At 68.6% G+C, this 21,246-nt stretch carries 14 protein-coding genes; 4 read left to right on the top strand and 10 right to left on the bottom strand.

All coding sequences use genetic code 11. The features are described from left to right. Positions 1–16: 16 nt before the first annotated feature. The 8 genes from AC07XP_RS04725 to AC07XP_RS04690 all read right to left on the bottom strand — a co-directional run bounded on the left by AC07XP_RS04725 (position 17) and on the right by AC07XP_RS04690 (position 12,210). A complete protein-coding gene (locus tag AC07XP_RS04725; RefSeq protein WP_095743275.1) occupies positions 17–1,222 on the bottom strand; it encodes an ABC transporter substrate-binding protein in 1,206 nt (401 codons plus the stop codon). 157 nt (positions 1,223–1,379) lie between these two features. Continuing rightward, on the bottom strand, positions 1,380–1,619 hold the full coding sequence (atpE, locus tag AC07XP_RS04720) for a F0F1 ATP synthase subunit C (RefSeq protein WP_062476044.1): 240 nt from the start codon (positions 1,617–1,619) through the stop codon (positions 1,380–1,382). A gap of 145 nt (positions 1,620–1,764) precedes the next feature. Next, positions 1,765–6,486 carry an Ig-like domain-containing protein gene (locus AC07XP_RS04715; protein WP_495263968.1) on the bottom strand — a complete coding sequence of 1,574 codons (4,722 nt, stop codon included), beginning with the start codon at positions 6,484–6,486 and terminating at the stop codon, positions 1,765–1,767. Between the two features lie 211 nt (positions 6,487–6,697). Further along, positions 6,698–7,549, bottom strand: a complete 852-nt coding sequence (locus AC07XP_RS04710; RefSeq protein ID WP_070063426.1) for a class I fructose-bisphosphate aldolase — start codon at positions 7,547–7,549, stop codon at positions 6,698–6,700. A 50-nt stretch (positions 7,550–7,599) separates the two neighbouring features. Beyond that, positions 7,600–8,580: an aldo/keto reductase gene (locus AC07XP_RS04705; protein ID WP_307696892.1), complete on the bottom strand. Its 981-nt coding sequence runs from the start codon at positions 8,578–8,580 to the stop codon at positions 7,600–7,602. Between the two features lie 14 nt (positions 8,581–8,594). Next, complete coding sequence (locus AC07XP_RS04700) at positions 8,595–9,635, bottom strand: ABC transporter permease (RefSeq protein WP_070063424.1); 1,041 nt, start codon at positions 9,633–9,635, stop codon at positions 8,595–8,597. Then, positions 9,632–11,167 carry a sugar ABC transporter ATP-binding protein gene (locus tag AC07XP_RS04695; RefSeq protein WP_495263967.1) on the bottom strand — a complete coding sequence of 512 codons (1,536 nt, stop codon included), beginning with the start codon at positions 11,165–11,167 and terminating at the stop codon, positions 9,632–9,634. Before AC07XP_RS04695 ends, AC07XP_RS04700 begins: the two co-directional genes overlap by 4 nt. Next, entirely contained in the window at positions 11,164–12,210 is a 1,047-nt protein-coding gene (locus AC07XP_RS04690; RefSeq protein ID WP_056584185.1) for a substrate-binding domain-containing protein, read from the bottom strand. The genes AC07XP_RS04695 and AC07XP_RS04690 overlap by 4 nt, the downstream gene beginning before the upstream one ends. Positions 12,211–12,390: 180 nt before the next feature. Between AC07XP_RS04690 and AC07XP_RS04685 the strand changes: the two genes are divergently transcribed. Genes AC07XP_RS04685 through AC07XP_RS04675 form a run of 3 tightly spaced genes read left to right on the top strand, consistent with a single transcriptional unit; the run spans position 12,391 to position 16,413 of the window. Further along, positions 12,391–13,878 (top strand): FGGY family carbohydrate kinase, encoded by a 1,488-nt coding sequence (locus tag AC07XP_RS04685; RefSeq protein WP_495263966.1) that lies wholly within the window; start codon positions 12,391–12,393, stop codon positions 13,876–13,878. Beyond that, on the top strand, positions 13,875–15,644 hold the full coding sequence (locus AC07XP_RS04680) for a glycerol-3-phosphate dehydrogenase/oxidase (protein ID WP_139704282.1): 1,770 nt from the start codon (positions 13,875–13,877) through the stop codon (positions 15,642–15,644). The genes AC07XP_RS04685 and AC07XP_RS04680 overlap by 4 nt, the downstream gene beginning before the upstream one ends. A 1-nt stretch (position 15,645) precedes the next feature. Further along, entirely contained in the window at positions 15,646–16,413 is a 768-nt protein-coding gene (locus tag AC07XP_RS04675) for a GntR family transcriptional regulator (protein ID WP_172438465.1), read from the top strand. Positions 16,414–16,415: 2 nt separating this feature from the next. Here AC07XP_RS04675 and AC07XP_RS04670 read toward each other — a convergent pair whose 3' ends face one another. Next, positions 16,416–17,309, bottom strand: coding sequence for a DMT family transporter (locus AC07XP_RS04670; RefSeq protein ID WP_369630973.1), 894 nt, complete (start codon positions 17,307–17,309; stop codon positions 16,416–16,418). Positions 17,310–17,355: 46 nt separating this feature from the next. Then, on the bottom strand, positions 17,356–20,439 hold the full coding sequence (uvrA, locus tag AC07XP_RS04665) for an excinuclease ABC subunit UvrA (protein ID WP_447740396.1): 3,084 nt from the start codon (positions 20,437–20,439) through the stop codon (positions 17,356–17,358). Between the two features lie 185 nt (positions 20,440–20,624). Here uvrA and ssb point away from each other — a divergent pair, with 185 nt between their 5' ends. Beyond that, positions 20,625–21,182 (top strand): single-stranded DNA-binding protein, encoded by a 558-nt coding sequence (gene ssb / locus AC07XP_RS04660; protein WP_062480453.1) that lies wholly within the window; start codon positions 20,625–20,627, stop codon positions 21,180–21,182. Positions 21,183–21,246 lie beyond the last annotated feature (64 nt).

Genomic DNA, 21,246 nt, shown 5'->3' with positions numbered 1-21,246 from the left:
GGAAAGACGAGCCGCATCACTTCATGTTGCACTTGGCGGCATAACTGTCGCCATAGTTCGTGAGAACCGTATTGATCAGCTTGTTCGTCACCTTGCCTTGCGCGTCCTTGCCGATCACGCGCAGGTAGAAGTTCTCGATGGGGAAGTGGTTGTTCGCGTACTTGAAGGTGCCGCGCGTCGAGGCGTAGTTGGCCTTCTTCAGGGCGGCGACCACGGCGTCGCGGTTCTGCGCGTTGCCGCCCGATTGCTTCACGGCGGCGTCCATCGCGAGGATCGCGTCATAGGCCTGCGCGGCGTACACCGACGGGTAGCGGCCGTTGTATTCCTTGCGGAACGCGGCCACGAAGGCCTTGTTGGCGGCGTTGTCCAGGTCGTGCGCCCAGTGCGAGGTGTTGAACAGGCCGAGCATGGGCTCGCCCACGGCGCCGATCACGTCCTCGTCGGCCGAGAAGCCGCTGGTGACCAGCGTGATGTCCTTCGACAGGCCCGCGCCCACGAACTGCTTGATGAAGTTGATGCCCATCGCGCCGGGCAGGAAGAAGTAGATCGAGTCGGGCTTGGCCGCGCGCAGCTGCGCGAGTTCGGCGGCATAGTCGATCTGGCCCAGCTTGGTGTACAGCTCGTCGGCCACCTGGCCCTTGAACTGGCGCTTGAAACCGCCCAGCGCATCCTTGCCGGCCGGGTAGTTGGGGGCGATCAGCACGATCTTCTTGAACGCGCGGTCTTGTGCGAACTTGCCGGCGGCCTCGTGGAACTGGTCGTTCTGGTAGGCGGTGCCGAAGAAGTAGGGGCTGCACTGCGCACCGGCGAACTGGCTCGGGCCGGCGTTGGCCGACAGGTAGGGCACCTTGGCGTTGAACAGCGTCGGGCCCACGGCCAGCGCCACGTTGGAGCCGATGGGGCCGCTGAAGATGTCGATCTTGTCGCGCTGGATCATGCGGTCGACCAGCTGCTTGGCCTGGTCGGGGCTGCCGGCCATGTCGGCCTGCACGAACTCCACGTCCTGCCCGCCGAGCTTGCCGTTCAGCTGCTTGATGCCCAGCGCGAAGCCGTCACGCGCCTCGGCGCCCAGGGCCGCGAAAGGCCCCGAGATGTCAAGGGCCAAACCCACCTTGACCGGCGCGGCCACGGCCGACACCGAGGCCCCGAGGGCGGCGCCGCACAGCAGCAGCGAGATCAGGGTGCGCGGCAGCGCGGGCGATTTCAGGAACGTGGGGCGCATCGGGTTCTCCGGCTAGGGAAGGGTTGAGACAACTGAACTGTTGATAGTTAAATACTTTAGCCGTAAACAATTCGGTGTCAACGGTACTAGCACGAATGGTGCCAGTGAACCGTGTCGCCTTCGCCGCGCCGGACCCTCGCGAAAGGTTACGCAAACGTCAACCGAACGGACTTGCAGTGGCGAACCAGAGGCCGATGCCGGTCGCGATGATGAAGGCCCCGTCGGTCACGCCTGCGACCAGGAAGAACTTGGTCTGCAGCGTGTCGACCAGCTCGGGCTGGCGCGTCGTGCCTTCGAGGAACTTCTGGCCCACCAGCGCGATGCCGATGCACGACCCCAGTGCGGCAATGCCGATCAGCAGGGCGACGGCGAGCGGGAGGATGTTGAAGCCGGTCATGGTTTTTTCTCCTGGTTGGTGAATCGATGGACCCACTGTTCCAGAACGGGTGCATCGAATCCATGACGCGGGAGGTCATGCGCCAGACGAAAAAAAGGCCGGCCGTCGAAACGGCCGGCCTGGGCTCAGGCGCGAAGCGAAGAGCTTACGGCAGCTGTGTCCAGTTCTGGTTGTTGCCGCCGTTGCAGGTCCAGGTGATCAGCGCCGTGTCCTGCGTGGTCGAGCCGTTCGGCACGTCCAGGCACGAGCCCGAGGCGCGGTTGCGCACCGTGCCGCCCACCAGGCTCCACTGCGCCGTGTTGCCCGACGAGCAGGCCACCTGCACCACGGCCGCGTTCGTGGTCGCCGTGCCGTTCTGCGCCAGGCACAGGCCGCTGTGCTCGGCGATGAACTGCACGTAGCCGCCGGTGACGGGCGTCATCGTGAACTTCTCGTTGCCCGCGTTGCCGCACGGCCACTGCACCGCCGTCGCGCCGCTGGTGGTCGAGGCCCCCTTGATGTTCACGCACATCGTCGGGTTGAGGTCGGAGCGCAGCCGCGTGACCACCGCCGGGGCGGTGTCCTGCGAGCGCACGTACTCGCGCAGCGCCACCACATCGTTCGCCGGCAGGCTGGAGGCGTTGCCGTGGCCGCCCGCGAGCAGGTCCTGCAGCGTGGCCGCCTGGCCGTTGTGGAAGAACGCGGTGGTGTTCCAGGTGCCCGACAGGGTCGGCGTGTCGAAGCCCACGCCCGCCAGCGGCTGGTTGCTGCCCTTGCCCGACGAGGCCTGGATGGTCCCCACGTCGTGCCGCAGGCCGTCGCGGAAGGTGGCGCCCGTGTGGCAGGTGGCGCACTGGGCCGTGTTGAACACGGTCTGTCCGCGCACCGCGTCCACGCTCAGGCTGCCGTCCGCGGCGCGCGCCGGGCTGCGCATGTACTTGTTGAGCGAGCCCAGGTACACGGCCAGGTCGTCCAGCTGCGCGCTCTTGCCGGCCTTCGGCGCCCCCAGCGGAGCCTGCGTGGCGGCCCAGTCGGCGTTGCTCAGGAAACCGGTGCCGCCGAACTCGTTGCGGATGTCGTTCTCGAAGTCCTGCACCTCGTCGAAGTTGGCCGTCCAGTGCAGCTTGCCGTGGCTGGTGCCGCGCCGGCCCTGCAGGCTGATGGTGCGACGCAGACCCTCGCCGCGCTGGGTGAAGTCCCACACCATGCCGTCGTCGCCGCCGTCCGCGTGGCAGCTGGCGCAGGAGATGTAATTGTCCTTGCTCATGCGCCGGTCGGCTGCGTTGTAGAACACCTGCTTGCCGCGCAGCGCCGCGGCCGCCATCGGCTCCTGCGCCACGGTGGCCACGTTCTGCAGGAAGATCGCCGCGTTGGTCTCGGCCGACAGCACCTTCGCCACGTCGTGCACCGACACCGAGCGCGCCAGGAAGTTGTTCACGAACAACCGCTTGCGCGCCGCGTCCAGGTACAGGCCGTGCGGGGCGCTGCTGGCGTTGATCTCGCCGCGAATCGCGCGGGTGTAACTGTCGACGATGGCGACGCGGTTGCCTTCCATCTGCGCCACGAACAGGTAGTCGCCGGCCGGCGAGTACAGCGCGGCGCGCGCGGGGGCGCGGTCGTCGAAGTCGATCTGCTCGGAGAACACCTCGGCGGCGTTTTGCAGGTTCACCTGCGACAGGATGGAGCGCACCGTCTGGTCGTGCGGCAGGTCCTTGCCGTCGCGGAAGCGCCCGCGCACGATGTTGTCCTTCTTCGAAGGCAGCACGGCACGCGAGCCGTCGGGCGAGATCACCACCTGGCTCAGGTAGTTGGCCACGCCGCGCGCGCGGCTCTCGGTGTCGACGGTCGTGGTGTCCACCGGCAGCGGGATGGTCTGCAGCGCGGTCAGCGACTGCAGGTTCACCTTGTGCAGCTGGCCGCCCGTCATCTTCGACTTGAAGCGCGTGACGTAGGCCACCTGCGAGTCGGCGCTCACGGCGATGCCGCGCACGCCGCCCTCGAGCGCCAGCGCGCCGGTGGTGGCGCCGTTGCTCGGGTCGAAGCTCATGAGCACCGACTTGCTTTCCAGCGTGAGCAGGCCCTTGGCGCCGTTGGGCGTGAAGGCCACGCCGTAGGGACCGCTGCCGTAGGCCAGCGGGATCGACACCGACTGCGAGCCGTCGGCGGCGTTGAGCGCCACCAGCTTGTCCTCGCCCTGCACCGCGACCCAGATGCGGCCGTCGGGGCCCACAGCCAGCGTCTTGGCCTCGTCGCCGACGCGCACTTCCCACAGCTTGGCGAGGGTCTGCGCGTCGATGGCGGCCACCGTGCCGCTGTCGGGGTTCACCGAGTACACCCGGCTCGCATCGCCCGCGATGTTGGTCGTGTGCGTGGGCGCGGTCGCGGTGACCGGCGCGATGACGGTCACGTTGTAGGTGTAGTAGGTCTCGCGGCCGCTGCTGTCCTTCACCGTCAGGGTCACCGTGTAGTGGCCGGGGGTGGTGTAGGTGTAGCTCGTGTTCGGCTGGTTCGAGAAGGCCGTCTGCGTGCCGTTGCCGAAGTTCCAGCGGAACTGCACGCCGCTGGCGCCGAGCGTCGCGGGGTTGAAGCTCAGCTGGCCGTTGACCAGCTTGGGCCCGCCGCCCAGGCCCGGGTCGCCGATGATGGCCTGGCCGCGCAGCGTGTCCACTTCGGCCTGGCCGAGCACGCGGCCGTACACGCGCACCTCGGCCAGCGTGCCCTTGAAGAGCGCGGTGTTGCCCTGGATCTGGCCCATGACCTGGAACTTGGTCGACAGGCCCTTGGTGCCGGTCGGCCCGGTCGACGTGGTCTTCACGCCGTCGACGTACACCGCCTGCGCGCCCGAGGCCGCGTCGCGCGTGAGCACGACGTGGTGCCAGTTGCCGTCGTTCACGGCCGCGGTGGAGGTGGTGCCGCCGTCGTTGCCCACCGAGAGCTTGATGCGACCGCCGGTGTCCAGCCAGCCCCAGAACACGTCGTCGGTGCCGCCCGACTGGTCGCGACCGAAGATGCCGGGCGCGGTCCACGAGTTGGCAGCGCCGGCCTGCGTGGTCTTCATGTAGAAGCTCAGCGAGGCGGTGCCGCCCAGCGCGCTGGCCACGGTGTCGTTCTTCAGCGGCACGCCGGCGGTGCGGTTCGCGAAGTTCAGGCCGATGCTCTCGAAGGCATCGCCGGTGGCGGGCGTGCCGTTGTTGGCGCCGATCTGGTCGCCCAGGTTGCCCGTCAGCGGCCAGTGGTGCATCAGGTTGATGTCGCTGGCGTTGCCGGTGTTGAAGGTGGAGCGGTAGTCGGCGCCGATGGCGTTGCCCGCATAGTCCTTCACGCCGTTGGCCGGCAGGAACACCTCATAGCTGGTGCCCGGCAGCAGCGGCTGCGCGGGATGGAAGTTGACGATGCCCAGCTGCACGCTGTAGGTGCCCGCCAGCGTGTTGCCGCCCACCGGACGCACGATGAAGGTGTTGCTGTTCACGCTCTCCGGCAGGATGTTGTCGGTCATGCCCAGGCCGATGCGCGAGCTGAGGGCCTGCTGCTTCGCACCGTTGGCGGGCGAGACCTGCTTCACTTCGGGCTTGGTGGTGTCGGGGTCTACCGCGTGCACGACGAAGCCGCTGCCCGAGCCGTGGTCGTTGCCCACGAAGACGAGGTTGCCGAACATCGCGACCTGGCCGTTGTCCGAATGCGAGAAGTTCGGGTCGTCTTCGCGCAGGATGCTGCCGCGGCCCACTTCCACGTGGTTCAGCGGGTTGCTCACGTCGACCTTGTGGATGCGCGTCTGCGCGCCCTGGATGACGTAGTTGTCCTGCGTGGCGCAGTACAGCTGCTCGTCGATGACGAGCCGGTTGTCCTCGGCCACGAAGCGCGAGCGGTCGCTCAGGTCGTAGCTGTACATCTTGGCGCCGCTGCCGCGCGCGGAGGCGTGCACGCTCTTGCCGTCGAAGCAGGTCGCGTAATAGAACGGCGTGGCGCCGGCGATGGAATCGAGCACCTTGGGGTTGAGCGGGTCGGAGATGTCCAGGCTCGCGAAACCGCCGTTGCTTTCCATCGCGGTCAGCACCATGTGGTTGCCCATGGTGAAGATCGGGCCAAGGCGGAAGCCGCCGAGCTCGCCGGTGGGCACCGGGTTGGGCTTGCCGGCGCCGCGGTTGGCGACCACCGCGTTCGCGGGGTCCGTCGCGTCGACGATGAACATGCCCCGGCCGGCCGAGGCCACGTACAGGTAGGGCGCCTGCCACCACAGCTGCCAGGACACGTTCTCGTAGTCGCCCGAGTTGACGCCGGGCAGCGCCAGCTTCTTCACCTGCTTGATGTCGTTGATGTCGGTGAAGTCCCAGAACTCGACGCCGTTGATGCTGGGCAGCACGACGTAGGTCTTGCCGCCGATCTTCGCGGTGCCGAAGGAGTGCGTCTCGCGGAATTCCTTGGTGCGACCGCCTGTCGCGTCATCGGGCTCGTAGATCTTCTTGACGAGCCTGATCTGGCGCGGGTTCGACACGTCGTACAGCAGGAAGCCGCCGGGGCCGAGGCCGCTGTCCGGCGCGAAGGAGGTGAGGAAGTAGCCGTTGACCATGATGCCGGCGTTCATGCCGTAGTCCTTGCGGCCCGGGTACGTGGCGGGCACGTCGCGCGCCTCGTAGGCGTCGCTGTGCGCCGGGTCGAGCGGGTGCGCGGCGCTGGTGATCATCGACACCGGCTTGAACAGTTCCGCCGAGGTGTAGGTGAGGTTGCCCAGGCCCGGCCCCTGCAGCGGGAGCGGGTCGGCCACGACAGCGGCAGCCGCCGTGGCCATCTTGTTGAGGGTCGTCATCGGACTGACCCCGGTGATTGCCGCATGCGTCAGCAATGTGACGCACGGCACCAGGAACGCCATCAGGAAATACCGGATCTTCATCGTCGCCTCCAGGTTGTTTGAAGTTCGCAGGGAACCCTCTTGTCCTTGGTTCTCTCGAGTCACTCGGTCGCTTGCAGGGAAAGCGCACGCGCAGGCGCGCCCCCGGCGGGCAACGCATGCGTTGTCCGCCGTCCACTTCTTCTTCTGTCTTGCTCTCCCGCTGGTTGGCGCCGGCGCCTTCCGCGTGGAAGGCACCGGCGCCTGGGCGCTCTTATTTCACGCCGCCCGATTCGTAGAGGTTCCAGGCCGCTTCGGCGCTGGCACCGTCGTGGATCATGGCCATCAGCGCGCTCACCACCGCCGAGGGGTTGGCGTGCTGGTAGACGTTGCGGCCGTACACCATGCCGACGGCGCCCTGGTCCAGGAGCACGCGCGAACGCGCGAACACCTGCTGCAGGTCTTCGCGCCCGCCGCCGCGCACGAGCACGGGGCAGCGCGCGGCCTGCACCACGCGGTGGAAGTCGGTGGCGTCGGTGGTCGGGTCGGCCTTGACGATGTCGGCGCCCATCTCGCGCGCCAGGCGCGTGAGCGTGACGATTTTTTCGGCGTCGCCGTCCACCATGTAGCGGCTGGTGGCCGTGGGCGCCTGCATCACCAGCGGCTCGATCATGAGCGGCATGCCGTAGCGGTCGCAGTCGGCGCGCACGCGGGCGATGTTCTGCACGCACTGGCGGAACAGGTCGGGCTCGTCGGGCAGCATGAACAGGTTGACGACCACGCAGGCCGCGTCCCGCTGCACGGCAGGCAGCACCGGGTCGTCCTGGTTCTGCAGCACGGCCCACATCACGCGGTGGTGCACGGCGTTGTAGGGGTTGCCCATGTCCAGGCGCATCACCAGCGCGGGGCGATCGCGCCCGGGCCGGTCCTGCAGCAGGTCGGACTGCCCGTAGTTCAGCTGGATCGCATCGGGCTTCGCGGCCACGAGCTTGTCGATCACGCCGGGCATGTCCTCCAGGCCGTCCAGGAAGGTGGGTTCGTTGCACACGCCGTGGTCCAGGGCGATGTCCAGGCAGCGGCCGTTGTGCAGCAGGCGGTTGAGCCGCGCGGTCTTGTCTTTCGACATGAAGGAAGAACTCCGTGTTGAGGAAAAAGGAAGGGAAGAAATGCGCGCGCTCAGGCGAGCGCGTCCAGGTGGCGCTTGGCCGCAGCGTCGATCAGCTGCAGGGCTTCGCTGTCGAGCACGACCGCACCGGCGCCGGCGTTTTCAATGGCCTGCTGGCGCACGCGCGCACCGCACAGTGCCACCGAGACGGTGCCGCGAGCCACGGTCCAGGCGATCATCATCTGGCCGAAGGAGCAGCCCAGGTGCGTGCGCAGCGGCTCCAGCGTGTCGAAGAAGGCCTTCAGCTTCGCGCGGTTGGCTTCGCTGAAGCGCGGGTTGGTGGCGCGCTGGTCGTCGCCCTTGAACTCGCGCGCGGGGTCGATGGGGCCGGCCAAGAGGCCCAGCGCCAGCGAGGAGTAGCCCAGCACCGCCACGTTGTGCTCGGCGCACAGCGGCGCCAGCGTGGTCTCGATGCCGCGGTCGATGAGGCTGTAGAGCTCCTGCGCCGCATCGACCGGGCCGTGCTTCAGGTACTCCGAAAGAATCTCGGGCGTCGCGTTGCTCACGCCGATGGCGCGGATCTTTCCCTGCTTCTTGAGCGCCAGCAGCGCGTCCATGGTCTCGGCCACGGGCGTCGTGTGGTCCTGCCAGTGCGTGATGTACAGGTCGATGTAGTCGGTCTGCAGGCGCTTCAGGCTCTCTTCGCATTCATGGAAGATCGAGTCGCGTCCGAGGTAGCGGTACACCGGGTGGCCGTCTTCCTCGAAGAAGTGCGTGCCCTGCTGCGTGTGCCACACCAGGCCGCACTTGGTGGCGATCACGGCCTCGTGGCGGCGGCCCTTGAGCGCGGTGCCGACGATGCTCTCGGAGCGGCCCAGACCGTAGGCCGGCGCGGTGTCGATCAGGGTCACGCCCGCATCGAGCGAGGCCTGGATGGCGATCACGGCGGCTGCGTTGTCGCCACCGCCCCACATCCATCCGCCCATGGCCCAGGTGCCCAGGCCGATGGCCGAGCATTCGATGCCCGAGGGGCCGAGGGTGGTTTTCTTCATTGGGGTTGCGCTGCTCATCGCTTGGTCTTTCTCGTGTTCAGGATGTGGTCGATGGTCACGGCCGCGAGCAGGATCAGGCCCTTGATCACGTCCTGCCAGTAAGGAGACACGTCGAGCAGGATCAGCGAGCTGGTCACCACCGACAGCAGTGCCAGGCCGAGCACGGCGCCGAGCACGGTGCCCGAGCCGCCCTTGAGGCTGGCGCCGCCGATCACGGCCGCGGCAATCACGTTGAGTTCCATGCCCATGCCGAAGGTCGGCGTGGCGGCGCCGAAGCGCGCCGTGTAGATCACGCCGGCCAGGCCCGCCGAGGCGGAGCACAGCACCGTGACCCAGAACTTCACGCGGCCCACGCGGATGCCGGCGTACAGCGCGGCCTTCTCGTTGCTGCCGGTGTAGAACACGCGGCGCAGCAGGGTGGAGCGGCGCAGCACGAAGTCGCTCACGATCACGATGGCCAGGAAGATCAGGATCACGGCCGGCACGCCGAACAGCGTGCCCTGGCCGATGAACTTGAACTCGGCCGGCAGCGAGAACAGCGACTGCGGCGTGCCCTGCGTGAGCGCCAGGCACAGGCCGCGCACGATCACCATGAAGGCCAGCGAGGCGATGAAGTGGTTCAGCCCGATGCGCGTGACGCAGCCGCCGATCATGGCGCCGATGAGGCCGCTGGCGCCGATGGCCACCAGGCTCGCGAGCCACGGGTCCATGCCCATGAGAAAGAGCTTGCCGGTCACCACCATCGCGAAGCACACCACCGAGCCCACCGACAGGTCGATGCCGCCGACGATGAGAAGGATGGTCATGCCCACCACCACGATGCCTTCGATGGAGAAGGACAGCAGCATCGCGCGCACGTTGTCCCAGGTGAGGAAGTAGGGCGATGCGAAGCTCATCGCAACGCACAGCGCCACGATGATCAGCACCAGCCCGGCCTCGCGCATGCTCGTGAGCTTGTTGGCCTGCTTCACGGGGTCTCCTGTTCGGCGGGGTTGCAGGGAGCCGGCCGTGGCCGTGGCCGCGGCGCCTGCGTCGATTCTGGTCGGAAAGTTCATGCCATTGCCTCTTCGGGTTCGCAAAGTCCGGAGGCCAGCCGCAGCAGGGCTTCCTCCGTCATCTCGTCATGGGCCAGTTCGCCCGCCAATCGCCCTTCGCGGATCACCAGTGCGCGGTCGCACAGGCCGATGATCTCGGGCAGTTCGGAAGAGATCACCACCACGCCCACGCCCTGGTCGGCCAGGTCGCGCAGGATGTGGTGGATCTCGGATTTCGCGCCCACGTCCACGCCGCGCGTGGGCTCGTCCATCAGCAGCACCGCGGGCTGCGTGGCCAGCAGCTTGGCGATCGCCACCTTCTGCTGGTTGCCGCCCGACAGGCTCGACACCTCGATCGCCACGCCGTCCGACTTCAGGTTGAGCTTGGCGCCCAGCTGCACCGCGAGCCGGTGTTCGGTGGCGCGCTGCAGCAGGCCCAGGGCCGAGCTCACGCGGCGCAGCGCCATCGACGAGATGTTCTGCGCGATCGGCAGGTCGAGGAACACGCCGGCCGCCTTGCGGTCTTCGCTGAGGTAGGCGATGCCTTCGCGTAGCGCGTCGCTGTACTTGCGGATGGCGAGCGTCTTGCCGTTCAGGCGCACGGCGCCGCGCCGCGCGGGGCGCAGGCCGCACACGGTCTCGGCCAGCTCGCTGCGCCCGGCGCCCATGAGCCCGGCAATGCCGAGGATCTCGCCACGCTTCAGCGTGAAGGAGATGCCGTGCACGCGATCGTCGTCGGCGATGCCGTCGACTTCCAGCACGGGACCGGCGTTCGCGTCAGCGGCAGCGCCGGCTTGCTTGGGCGGGTAGTAGTTGCCCAGGTCGCGCCCGACCATGCGGCGCACCAGCTCGTCGGGCGTCATGCCTTCGAGCGGGCCGCTGTGCACGTTGCGCCCGTCGCGCAGCACGGTGGCGCGGTCGCAGTGCGTGAAGATCTCGGCCATGCGATGGCTGATGTAGATGATGCCGATGCCCTGCGCCTTGAGGTCGTGCAGCACCCGGAAGAGCGCGGCCGATTCGTTGTCGGTGAGGGCGGCGGTGGGCTCGTCGAGGATGAGCACCTTGCAGTCGAGCGTGAGCGCCTTGGCGATCTCCACCAGCTGCTGGCTCGAAATGCTCAGGTCGCGCACCAGCGCGGCCGGGTCGATGTCCTGGCCCAGGCGCGCCAGCACTGTCGCGGCGCGCGTGTTCAAGGCGGAGAAGTTCATCCACGCCTGCTTGCCGGCGTTGATTTCCGGCATGAAGATGTTCTCGGCCACGGTGGCGTCGGCGCACAGGGCGATTTCCTGGTGCACCAGGCCGATGCCCAGGCGCATGGCGTGGGCGGGACCGTCGATGACGACCTTCTGGCCGCACAGCACGATCTCGCCTTCGTCGGGCTGGTGGATGCCGTCGATGATGTTCATCAGCGTCGACTTCCCCGCGCCGTTCTCGCCGCACAGGGCGTGGATCTCGCCGGCCTGCAGCGAGAAGTCCACGCCCGAGAGCGCGCGCGAAGCGCCGAAGCGCTTCGCGATGCCGCGCAGTTCAAGCAATGCGGCAGGGGTGCTCACTCGCCGATTCCCTTGGTGCCACGGCGGGCAAGGTACTTGTCCCAGTAGAAGTCGTCGGCGTTGGCCTTGCTGACCACGGCCAGGCCGTTGTCCAGGAAGGGCACCGACATCGGGTTCGTGCCGTTGCGCTTGGCGTCGTTCATCGGGTCGATGAGGCCGGGGTTCTTGGCCAGGAACAGCATCATCATGCCCATGTAGCCCTGCATGCCCTGGTTCGGGTTGATGGCGCCGAACACGTCGCCCGACTTGATCATGTCCAGGATCTTGGCGTTGACGTCGCAGCACATCACCTTGATGTTCTTCTTGGTCTCGACCTTGGCCTGCGCTGCGCCGAGCGCCGAGTTGGCCTCGGGCATGAAGAGCGCGCCCAGGTTCGGGTTGGCCTGCGCCAGGCTCAGCACGGCCTGGTAGGCCTTGTTCGGGTCCTGGTTGCTGGCGGCGCGGCCGACCAGCTTCATGCCCGGGTGCTTGGCCTTCATGCGGTTGACGAAGGCGGCGATGCGGCGGTCGTGGTTGTCCTGGCCCGGGTTCTCCAGCACGGCGTACTCGCCCTTGCCGTTGAGCGAAGCGGCGATGGCGTCGGCGGCCTGGTTGCCTTCGCGGTCGTTGTCGGAGGTGATGAACGAGGTGCGCTTGGAGTTGGGCGAGTCGGCCGCGAAGGTCACGACCGGGATGCCCATCGCGGCGGCGCGGTTGATGGGTTCGATGAACGGATCGGGGTTCATCGGGTGCAGCAGGATGCCGGCGGGCTTGCGCGCCAGTTCCTGTTCGAACGATGCGAGCTGCTTGTTCACGTCGTATTCCGGCGTGCCGGTGTAGCGGGTGCGAACGCCCAGCGTGCGGCCGAGCTGCTTCATCATTTCGTAGACCGGGAACCAGTACTCGACGCCCGAGACCATCACGTTCATCACGTAGACGTCGCTGGCATTGCCGCGCAGGCCGGCACCTGCCGCGGGGGCTGCGGCTTGCTGTTGCGCGAACGCGCTCGCACCGGCCAGGCCGATACCGGCAGCGGCCGCGGACTTCAGGAAATTACGCCTCATTCTTTGTCTCCTCACGTTGACTGGCAGAGCTTTCGGCCCGCCGTTGGGTGGCGGACCTGTGGACCGTGGTGTCACGACAGTTGTTATGACAGGCTAGAATGTAATGGCGGGCCGTTTCTCCCGATAACTAGGGGAAACGCTACTGGTGACAGCCTTTTTTTCCGCCGAAGCTGTTATGACATGAAGACCAAAATACTGATCGGCATCGACATGGGCTCGAGCAGCCTGAAGGCGCTGGCCCTGGACGCGGGGAGCGGGCGCAGCCTGGCCGTGTCGCGCCTGCCCCTGCGGCATGCGCGGCTGCCCGGCGGCGGGTGCGAGGTGGGCGCGGCGGCGATCCGCGCGGGGTTGACCCACGTGCTCGGCGACGTGGCGCGCCAACTCGGCCCGCGCGCGGCGGACATGTGCGCCATCGGCTGCACCGGCCACGGCGCAGGCCTGTACGCCCTCGATGCACAACACGAACTCGTCGGCGGCCGCGCCGTCGCCTCCACCGACCAGCGCGCCGATGCGCGCGCGCTCGCCCTCTCGGCACGCCACGGCGACCGGCTGTTCGCGGACGTCGGCTGCCGCCCCTGGCCCGGCCAGCCCACGGTGATCGCGGCCGAGCTGCTGGGCGCCGACGCCGTGCAGCGCGGCGAGCTGCACCGCCTGCTGTTCGCCAAGGACTACCTCGGCTTTTTGCTGACCGGCGAGATCGCCACCGACGCGAGCGACGCCAGCACCGCCGGCCTGCTCTCGCTGGCCATCGGCGACTGGTCGCCCCTGGCCTTCGAGGTCGCGGGCATCGACGGCCTCGGGCCGCGCGCCTTCGGCCCGCTGGTGCCCAGCGGCCAGACGATGGGCCGGCTGCGCGCGGCCGAAGCGGCGCTGTGCGGCCTGCCCGCGGGCATTCCGGTGGCGATGGGCGCCATCGACCTGCTCGCCTCGATGACCGCCATCGGCGCCGAAGACCGCGGCCGTGCCGTGTCGGTGCTGGGCACGTGGTGCGTCAACGCCGTCATCGGCCCGGTGATCGAGCCGCAGCCGCAGGTCGCTGCGCTCGTCAATTTCGGCCGCACGCGCGAGCGCCTGTACATGGAGAACAGCCCCTCGTCGATGGCCAACATCGCGTGGCTGGCCGGCGCGCTCGGGCTGCCCGATGCGCGCGCCGTGGTCGACCTGGCCATGGGCGTGCCGCTGGGCGCGAACGGGCTGCGGTTCCTGCCCTTCATCAACGGCGGGGGCGGCATCACGGCCGGCTTCGTCGGGCTCAAGAGCCACCACACGCCCGCCGACATGGCGCGCGCCGTGGTCGATGCCGTGGCCGCGCTGCATGCGCGCCACACCGCGCGCCTGGCGTCGCAGGGCCTGCCGGTGTCGGCCTCCAGCGTGCTGGGCGGCGGCGCCAGCGATGCGCGCCTGGTGCGCCTGCTCGCGGCGCTGCTGGGCCATCCGGTCGAGCGCTGCGCCGACGACGAAACCGGCGCGCGCGGCGCCGCCCTCTATGCCGCGATGTCGCAGGACCTCGACGACGCGGGCCCCGCCAGTCCGCTGCGCGCGCCCTGCGAACTCATCGAACCCGACGCGCGCGACGCGCGGGCCCATGCCGATTTCAACGCCGAATTCAACGAACTGATCGATCGCATGTCTCCTGTCTTCAACCATCTTTCGGGCGGTGCGTCATGAGCGCGTGGCAACTGCCTTTCGTCCGCCCAGCCTCGCTGGAGGGCCGCCACTTTTCGACGGTGATCGTCGGCGCCGGCATCAACGGCGTGGGCGTGTTCCGCGACCTGTCGCTGCAGCGCGTCGATTGCCTCATCGTCGACAAGGGCGACTTCGGCGCGGGCGCCAGCAGCGCGCCCTCGCGCATGATCCACGGCGGCCTGCGCTACCTGGAAAACGGCAGCTTCTCGCTGGTGGCCGAGGCCACGCGCGAGCGCAACCTGCTGCTGCGCAACGCGCCGCACCTGGTGCAGCCGCTGAAGACCGTGGTGCCGCTGTCGAGCTTCTTCGGCGGGCTGCTGAGCAGCGCGCTCAAGTTCTTCGGCCGCACGCCGCCGCAGCGCACGCGCGGCCTGCTGGCCGTGGCCGCGGGCCTGCGCCTGTACGACCTGCTGGGCCGCCGCCAGCGCGTGATGCCGGGCCACCGCATCAGCCGCGTGCCCACCAACGACCGCCGCCTGTTCCGCGCCGCCATCCGCTGGACCGCCACCTTCTTCGACGCCTGGATCAGCCATCCCGAGTGGCTGATCCTCGAGCTCATCGGCGACGCCTGCCGCGACCAGCCGCGCTCGGCCGCCGCCAACTACTGCCGCGTGACGGGCTGCGCGGGCAACATCCTCACGCTGCGCGACGAGATCACCGGCGCGCTGGTGCGCGTCACGGCCGACACCGTGGTGAACGCCACCGGCGCCTGGCTCGACCGCAGCGCGGCCGTGCTCGGCGGCGCCGGCCCGCGCGTGATGGGCACCAAGGGCTCGCACCTCGTGCTCGACCACCCGGCGCTGCGCGACGCGCTCGAAGGCCGCATGGCCTACTTCGAGGCGGTGGACGGGCGCGTGTGCATCGTCTACCCCTTCCTCGACCGCGTGCTGGTGGGCTCCACCGACATCCCGGTGGAAGACCCCGACCAGATCGTCACGGAGCCGGCCGAGATCGACTACCTCATCGACGTGCTGCGCGAGGTGTTCCCGAACATGGCCTTCGACCGCAACCACGTGATCTACACCTACGTCGGCGTGCGCCCGCTGGCGCGCTCCGACGCCGACAAGCCGGGCCAGATCTCGCGCGACCACTCGGTGGTGGTCGACCCGCCGAGCGCCACGCGCGACGTGCCCATCGTCGGCCTCGTGGGCGGCAAGTGGACCACCTTCCGCGCCCTGGCCGAAGAAGCCACCGACCACGTGCTGCGCCACCTGGGCCGCTCGCGCACCGCCTCGACCGAGTCGCTGCCCATCGGCGGCGGCGCGGAGCTGCCGGCCGACGCGGCCGCCACCGAACGCTTCATCGACAAGATGACGGCCGGCTCGGGCCTGGGCCGCGCGCGGGCGCTGGGCCTGCTGCGCCGCTACGGCTCGAAGGCGCTGCCGCTGGCGCAGCGCCTCGCGGCCTCGGGCGACACGCCGCTGCGCCATGCGCCCGAGTACTCGGCGGCCGAACTCTCGTACCTGTGCATGGAGACCGGCGTCGTGCACCTGGACGACCTCGTGATCCGCCGCACGCTGCTGGCCATCCGCGGGCTGGTCACCGACGACGCGCTCGCCGAGATCGCCGCCGTGGCCGCCGAAGCCCTCGGCTGGGACGCGACCCGCGCGCACCAGGAACTCAGCGCCTGCGCCGCCGCCCTGCGCGAACGCCATGGCGTGCGCCTGCAGCCGGTGGCGGCCAATGAGCCGGCGCCTTCCGCTTTCGATGCATCATTGATGGCCAGCCCCGTCCTCGGCCCGACCTAACGTGACCCTTTCCACCGCCCCCGACACCGTGTCGACGACCTCGCTCGACCGCAACTCCGAATCGCCGCTGTGGGCGCAGTTCCGCGACGCCATCCGGCTGCAGATCCTGCAGGGCGTGCTGCCCATCGGCGCCAAGCTGCCGTCCGAGGCCGAGCTGGGCGAGCAGTTCGGCATCTCGCGCATCGTGGTGCGCGAGGCGCTGGCCGACCTGGTGCGCAACAACCTCATCTACAAGATCAAGGGCCGCGGCGCCTTCGTGTCGGCGCGCGAGCGCGACGAGGATTTCGTCTCCACCGTGCTGGGCTTTTCCGACGAGATGGAGCGCAAGGGCCGCTCGGTGCGCACGCAGATCCTCGTGCAGGAACTGCGCGCCGCCACCGCGCAGGAAGCCGCCGCATTGGGCCTCACCGAAGACGCGCAGGTGGTCGGCCTCAAGCGCCTGCGCAGCGTCGACGGCGAACTGCGCCTCCTGGTCGAGACGGCGGTGCCGGCCGACCTGGCGCCGGGCCTGCACCGCACGCGGCTGGACGACCGCTCGCTGTACGACGTGCTGCGCCGCCAGTACGGCGTGCGGCTGGTGCGCGCCGAACGCTGGATCGATGCCGTGCTTCCCGACGCGGAAACCTGTCGCCTGCTCGACCTGCCGCAGCCCGAGCCGCTGCTGCGCATCGAGTCGATCGCCTACGGCGCCAATGGCCGGCCGCTGGAGCACTACCGCGCGCTGCACCGCTGCAAGACCAGCCGCCTGCACGTGCAGACGACGACCTGAGCTCAGGCCTTCGCGCTGCTGCTGCGCGAAGGCAAGAGCACCGAGGCGATGGCGACCATCATCAGCGCCACCGCCACCCAGTCCTGCCAGTGCACGACCTCGCCGAGCCACACGGCGCCGCTGAACACGCCGAGCACAGGAATGAACATCACGCTCAGGGTCGAGGCCACCGGCGGCAGGCCGCGCGCCAGGTAGAACCAGGCCGCGTGCGCGAAGCCGAAGATCAGCACCGCGTTGTAGGCGATCGATCCCCAGGTCACGGCGCCCGGCGAGCGCCACTGGTCGCGCTCGAACAGCAATGAGAGCACCGTCATCACCACGGCCGTCATGGCCGTCATCCAGAACGAGAGCGTGAGCGTGGGCAGGCCGATGCGCGTGTGGCGCAGCAGCTGCGTGCCCAGCGCCCAAGTGGCCGCAGCCACCAGCGCCAGCGCCACGTAGCCGGGACGGCCCGCGAAGTCGGTGAGCTCGTGCCACAGCAGCAGCCCGACGCCGATGGCGCAGGCGCCCACGCCGGTCCATGCGCGGCGCGTGAGCACGGCCGAGAACAGCAGCGCGCCGATGACGGCGGAGAACACCGGCATCGTGTAGCCCAGGATCGCGGCGCGCCCGCCCGAGAGTGCCTTCACCGCCAGGATGATGCAGGCGTGCCAGACGAACATGTTGGTCGCGCCCAGCCACACCAGCTCGGGCCAGGCGCTGCGCGGCACGCGGAACGGCACCTTCATCACCACCAGCGCGATCGCCAGCACGGGCACGCCCAGCCAGATCGAAATCGCGCGGAAGGCCAGCGGCGGGTAGTCGGCCACGCCGAGTTTCATCACCGGCCAGTTGAAGCCCCACGCGAGGGTGAGGAGGACGAGAAGAACGAACTGGCGCGGCGTGAAGGAAGGCATGGGCCGCGATTGTGGCGCGGCCCGTGCATTCGTGCTGGCGGCGCGGCTACAGCAGGCGCTTGAGGTAGCGGCCCGTGTGGCTCGCCTCGTTCGCCGCGATGTCTTCCGGCGTGCCTTCGCCCACCACCGTGCCGCCGCCGGCGCCGCCTTCGGGGCCCATGTCGATGAGCCAGTCAGCGGTCTTGATGACGTCCAGGTTGTGCTCGATGACGACGATGGTGTTGCCCGCGTCGCGCAACTGGTGCAGCACCTTGAGCAGCAGTTCGATGTCCGCGAAGTGCAGGCCGGTGGTCGGCTCGTCGAGGATGTACAGCGTGCGACCCGTGTCGCGCTTGCTCAGTTCGAGCGCGAGCTTCACGCGCTGCGCCTCGCCCCCCGAGAGCGTGGTGGCCGACTGGCCGAGCTTGATGTAGCTGAGGCCCACGTCCAGCAGCGTGCGCAGCTTGCGCTCGATGGTCGGCACGGCTTTCAGGAACTCGTGCGCGGTCTCGACCGTCATCTCGAGGATCTGCGCGATGTTCCGGCCCTTGTACTGGACCTCGAGCGTCTCGCGGTTGTAGCGCTGGCCATGGCAGACCTCGCAGGGCACGTACACGTCGGGCAAAAAGTGCATCTCGACCTTCACCACGCCGTCGCCCTGGCAGGCCTCGCAGCGCCCGCCCGCCACGTTGAAGCTGAAGCGGCCCGGGCCGTAGCCGCGCTCGCGCGCGGTGTTGGTCTCGGCCATCAGCTCGCGGATGGGCGTGAACAGGCCCGTGTAGGTGGCCGGATTGCTGCGCGGCGTGCGGCCGATGGGCGACTGGTCGACGTTGATGACCTTGTCGAAGTACTCGATGCCTTCCACCGACTCGTGCGCGGCCGGCTCCTCGTGTGCGCGGTACAGCGTGCGCGCCACGGCGGTGTAGAGCGTGTCGTTCACCAGCGTCGACTTGCCCGAGCCCGACACGCCCGTCACGCAGGTCAAGAGGCCCACGGGGAAGGCCACGCTCACGTTCTTCAGGTTGTTGCCGGTGGCGCCGACGACGCGGATCTCCTGCAGGTCGGTCTGCGAGGCCAGGTGGGCCGCCTCGCGCGCGGCGCGGCGTTCGGCCGCGGGGCTCTGCGGAAAGCGCGAGGGCTTCTTGCCTTCATTGAAGGCCGGCTTCTTCACGGCCGGCAGCCAGGCGGTGCGGTGCTTGGGCACCTCGATCTTCTTCACGCCCGAGAGGTACTGGCCGGTGAGCGACTCGGGGTTGGCCGACACCTGGGCGTAGGTGCCCTGCGCCATCACGCGTCCGCCGTGCACGCCGGCGCCCGGGCCCATGTCGATCACGTGGTCGGCGGCGTGGATCATGTCCTCGTCGTGCTCGACCACGATCACGCTGTTGCCGATGTCGCGCAGGTGTTTGAGCGTGCCGATGAGGCGGTCGTTGTCGCGCTGGTGCAGGCCGATGCTGGGCTCGTCGAGCACGTACATCACGCCCGTGAGGCCCGAGCCGATCTGCGACGCGAGGCGGATGCGCTGCGCCTCGCCGCCCGAGAGCGTCTCGGCGCTGCGGTCCAGGCTCAGGTAGTTCAGGCCCACGTCGTTCAGGAATTTCAGGCGCAGGCCGATTTCGCGCACCACCTTGTCGGCGATGTCGGCCTTGGCGCCGCGCAGCTTGAGCGTGCTGAACCAGGCGTAGGCGTCGCGCAGCGTGAGGTGGCTGAGCTCGAAGATCGCCATGCGCGGCGGCTCGCCGCCGTTCGCGCCCACGTGCCCGGCATCGTCCACCAGGAACACGTTGCGCGCCTCGCGCCGCAGCCGCGAGCCGCCGCAGTCGGGGCAGGGCTGCTGGTTGCGAAAGCGCGCGAGGTCTTCGCGCACCATCACCGAATCGGTCTCGCGGTAGCGCCGCGTCATGTTCGGGATGATCCCCTCGAAGGGGTGCTTCTTCGTGAGCTTCTTGCCCGCGAAGTTGCCCGACTCCATGGTGTAGTTGAACTTGATCTCTTCACCGCCCGAGCCGTGCAGCAGCGTCTGCTGCACCGAGGCCGGCAGCGACTCGAAGGGCGCGTCGACGTCGAACTTGTAATGCTTGGCGACGCTCTCGACCATGCTGAAGTAGTAGCCGTTGCGGCGGTCCCAGCCTTTGATTGCGCCGCTGGCGATCGACAGCGACGGAAACGCCACCACGCGCACCGGGTCGAACACCTCGCGGTGGCCCAGGCCGTCGCAGCTGGGGCAGGCGCCCACGGGCGAGTTGAACGAGAACAGGCGCGGTTCGAGCTCCGACAGCGAGTAGTGGCAGATCGGGCAGGCGAACTTGGCGTTGAACAGGTGTTCCTTGTCGGGCGCGCCCGCAGCGCCATCGGCGCTGCCTTCCGGCTTTGCACCCAGCTCCAGCGCAATGGCGCGGCCCTCCGCCAGGCGCAGCGCGGCCTCGAAGCTCTCGGCCAGGCGCTGCTGCATGTCGGGGCGCGCGCGCAGGCGGTCGATGACCACGTCGATGTCGTGCTTCTCGGTCTTCTTGAGCTTGGGCAGGTCGTTGTATTCGTAGGTTTGCCCGTCGACGCGAAAGCGCACGTAGCCGGCCGCCTGCATCTCGGTGAAGAGCTCGAGGAACTCGCCTTTTTTCTCGCGCGCCACGGGCGCCAGGATCATCAGCCGGGGCTCGTCGGGCAGGGCCAGCACCGCGTCGACCATCTGCGACACCGTCTGCGCCTGCAGCGGCAGGTGGTGGTCGGGGCAGAAGGGCGTGCCGGCGCGGGCGTACAAGAGGCGCAGGTAGTCGTGGATCTCGGTCACCGTGCCCACGGTCGAGCGCGGGTTGTGGCTGGTGGCCTTCTGCTCGATGCTGATGGCGGGCGACAGGCCCTCGATCACGTCGACGTCGGGCTTGTCCATGAGCTGCAGGAACTGCCGCGCATAGGCCGAGAGGCTTTCCACGTAGCGCCGCTGCCCCTCGGCATACAGCGTGTCGAACGCCAGGCTCGACTTGCCCGAGCCCGACAGGCCGGTGATCACCACCAGCTTGTTGCGCGGGATGTCGAGATCGACGTTCTTCAGGTTGTGGGTGCGCGCGCCGCGGATGCTGATGCGCTGCTGGGCGAGCAGGGCGCCAAGGTAGGCGTCACGCTCCGGGGTGTCTTCAGTGGTGGGTGAATTCAAGGGGTGCGGTCGTCCGAGGGCAACCGGACATGATAGAGGCGCCGGCCCCGCCTGTCATGACCAGGGGATGGACGGCGGCGGACGGCCCCCGCCCAGGCTGGCCGGCGCCGGGCCGATTTCGGCTCAGGCAGAATGGAGGGTTCCTCTCAACCTCCTCCTTCATCTACTTATCAGGGGCAGTGCATATGGCATCGGTCAATAAAGTCATCGTCGTCGGCAACCTGGGGCGCGACCCCGAAATGCGGACATTCCCGAGCGGCGATCAGGTCGCAAACGTCACCGTGGCCACCACCGATCGCTGGAAAGACAAGCAAAGCGGTGAGATGCGCGAAGCCACCGAATGGCACCGCATCGTGTTCAACGGCCGCCTGGCCGAAATCGCCGGCCAGTACCTGCGCAAGGGCTCGCAGGTGTACGTCGAAGGCTCGCTGCGCACGCGCAAGTGGACCGACAAGGACGGCATCGAAAAGTACACCACCGAAATCCGCGCCGACCAGATGCAAATGCTGGGCAGCCGCCAGGGCCAGGGCGGCCCGTCGGGCGGTCCGGAAGACGACGGCGGCTACTCGCAAGGCGGGGGCGGCGGCGGTGGTTACTCGCAAGGTGGTGGTGGTGGCGGCGGTGGCGGTTACGCCCCGCGTGCTCCCGCAGCCGCACCGCGTGCCCCGGCACCGGCGCCGCGCCAGGCTCCGGCCAAGTCGTCGTCGGGCTTCGACGACATGGACGACGACATTCCGTTCTAGAACCTACTCAAACGTAGATCGGTTGATTGAGGCTCCTCTCTCAGAGGAGATCTGCTTCTTTTTT

Source organism: Variovorax sp. GW531-E2 (assembly GCF_059423125.1).
The sequence above is the reverse complement of the archived record's forward strand: the minus strand, read 5'-3'. Positions and strand labels throughout refer to the sequence as shown.

What these genes read in the sequence shown, in the direction of transcription:
- AC07XP_RS04725 (WP_095743275.1), bottom strand. Translation starts at nt 1,222, where the DNA reads ATGCGCCCCACGTTCCTGAAATCGCCCGCGCTGCCGCGCACCCTGATC.
- atpE (WP_062476044.1), bottom strand. Translation starts at nt 1,619, where the DNA reads ATGACCGGCTTCAACATCCTCCCGCTCGCCGTCGCCCTGCTGATCGGC.
- AC07XP_RS04715 (WP_495263968.1), bottom strand. Translation starts at nt 6,486, where the DNA reads ATGAAGATCCGGTATTTCCTGATGGCGTTCCTGGTGCCGTGCGTCACA.
- AC07XP_RS04710 (WP_070063426.1), bottom strand. Translation starts at nt 7,549, where the DNA reads ATGTCGAAAGACAAGACCGCGCGGCTCAACCGCCTGCTGCACAACGGC.
- AC07XP_RS04705 (WP_307696892.1), bottom strand. Translation starts at nt 8,580, where the DNA reads ATGAAGAAAACCACCCTCGGCCCCTCGGGCATCGAATGCTCGGCCATC.
- AC07XP_RS04700 (WP_070063424.1), bottom strand. Translation starts at nt 9,635, where the DNA reads ATGAACTTTCCGACCAGAATCGACGCAGGCGCCGCGGCCACGGCCACG.
- AC07XP_RS04690 (WP_056584185.1), bottom strand. Translation starts at nt 12,210, where the DNA reads ATGAGGCGTAATTTCCTGAAGTCCGCGGCCGCTGCCGGTATCGGCCTG.
- AC07XP_RS04685 (WP_495263966.1), top strand. Translation starts at nt 12,391, where the DNA reads ATGAAGACCAAAATACTGATCGGCATCGACATGGGCTCGAGCAGCCTG.
- AC07XP_RS04680 (WP_139704282.1), top strand. Translation starts at nt 13,875, where the DNA reads ATGAGCGCGTGGCAACTGCCTTTCGTCCGCCCAGCCTCGCTGGAGGGC.
- AC07XP_RS04670 (WP_369630973.1), bottom strand. Translation starts at nt 17,309, where the DNA reads ATGCCTTCCTTCACGCCGCGCCAGTTCGTTCTTCTCGTCCTCCTCACC.
- ssb (WP_062480453.1), top strand. Translation starts at nt 20,625, where the DNA reads ATGGCATCGGTCAATAAAGTCATCGTCGTCGGCAACCTGGGGCGCGAC.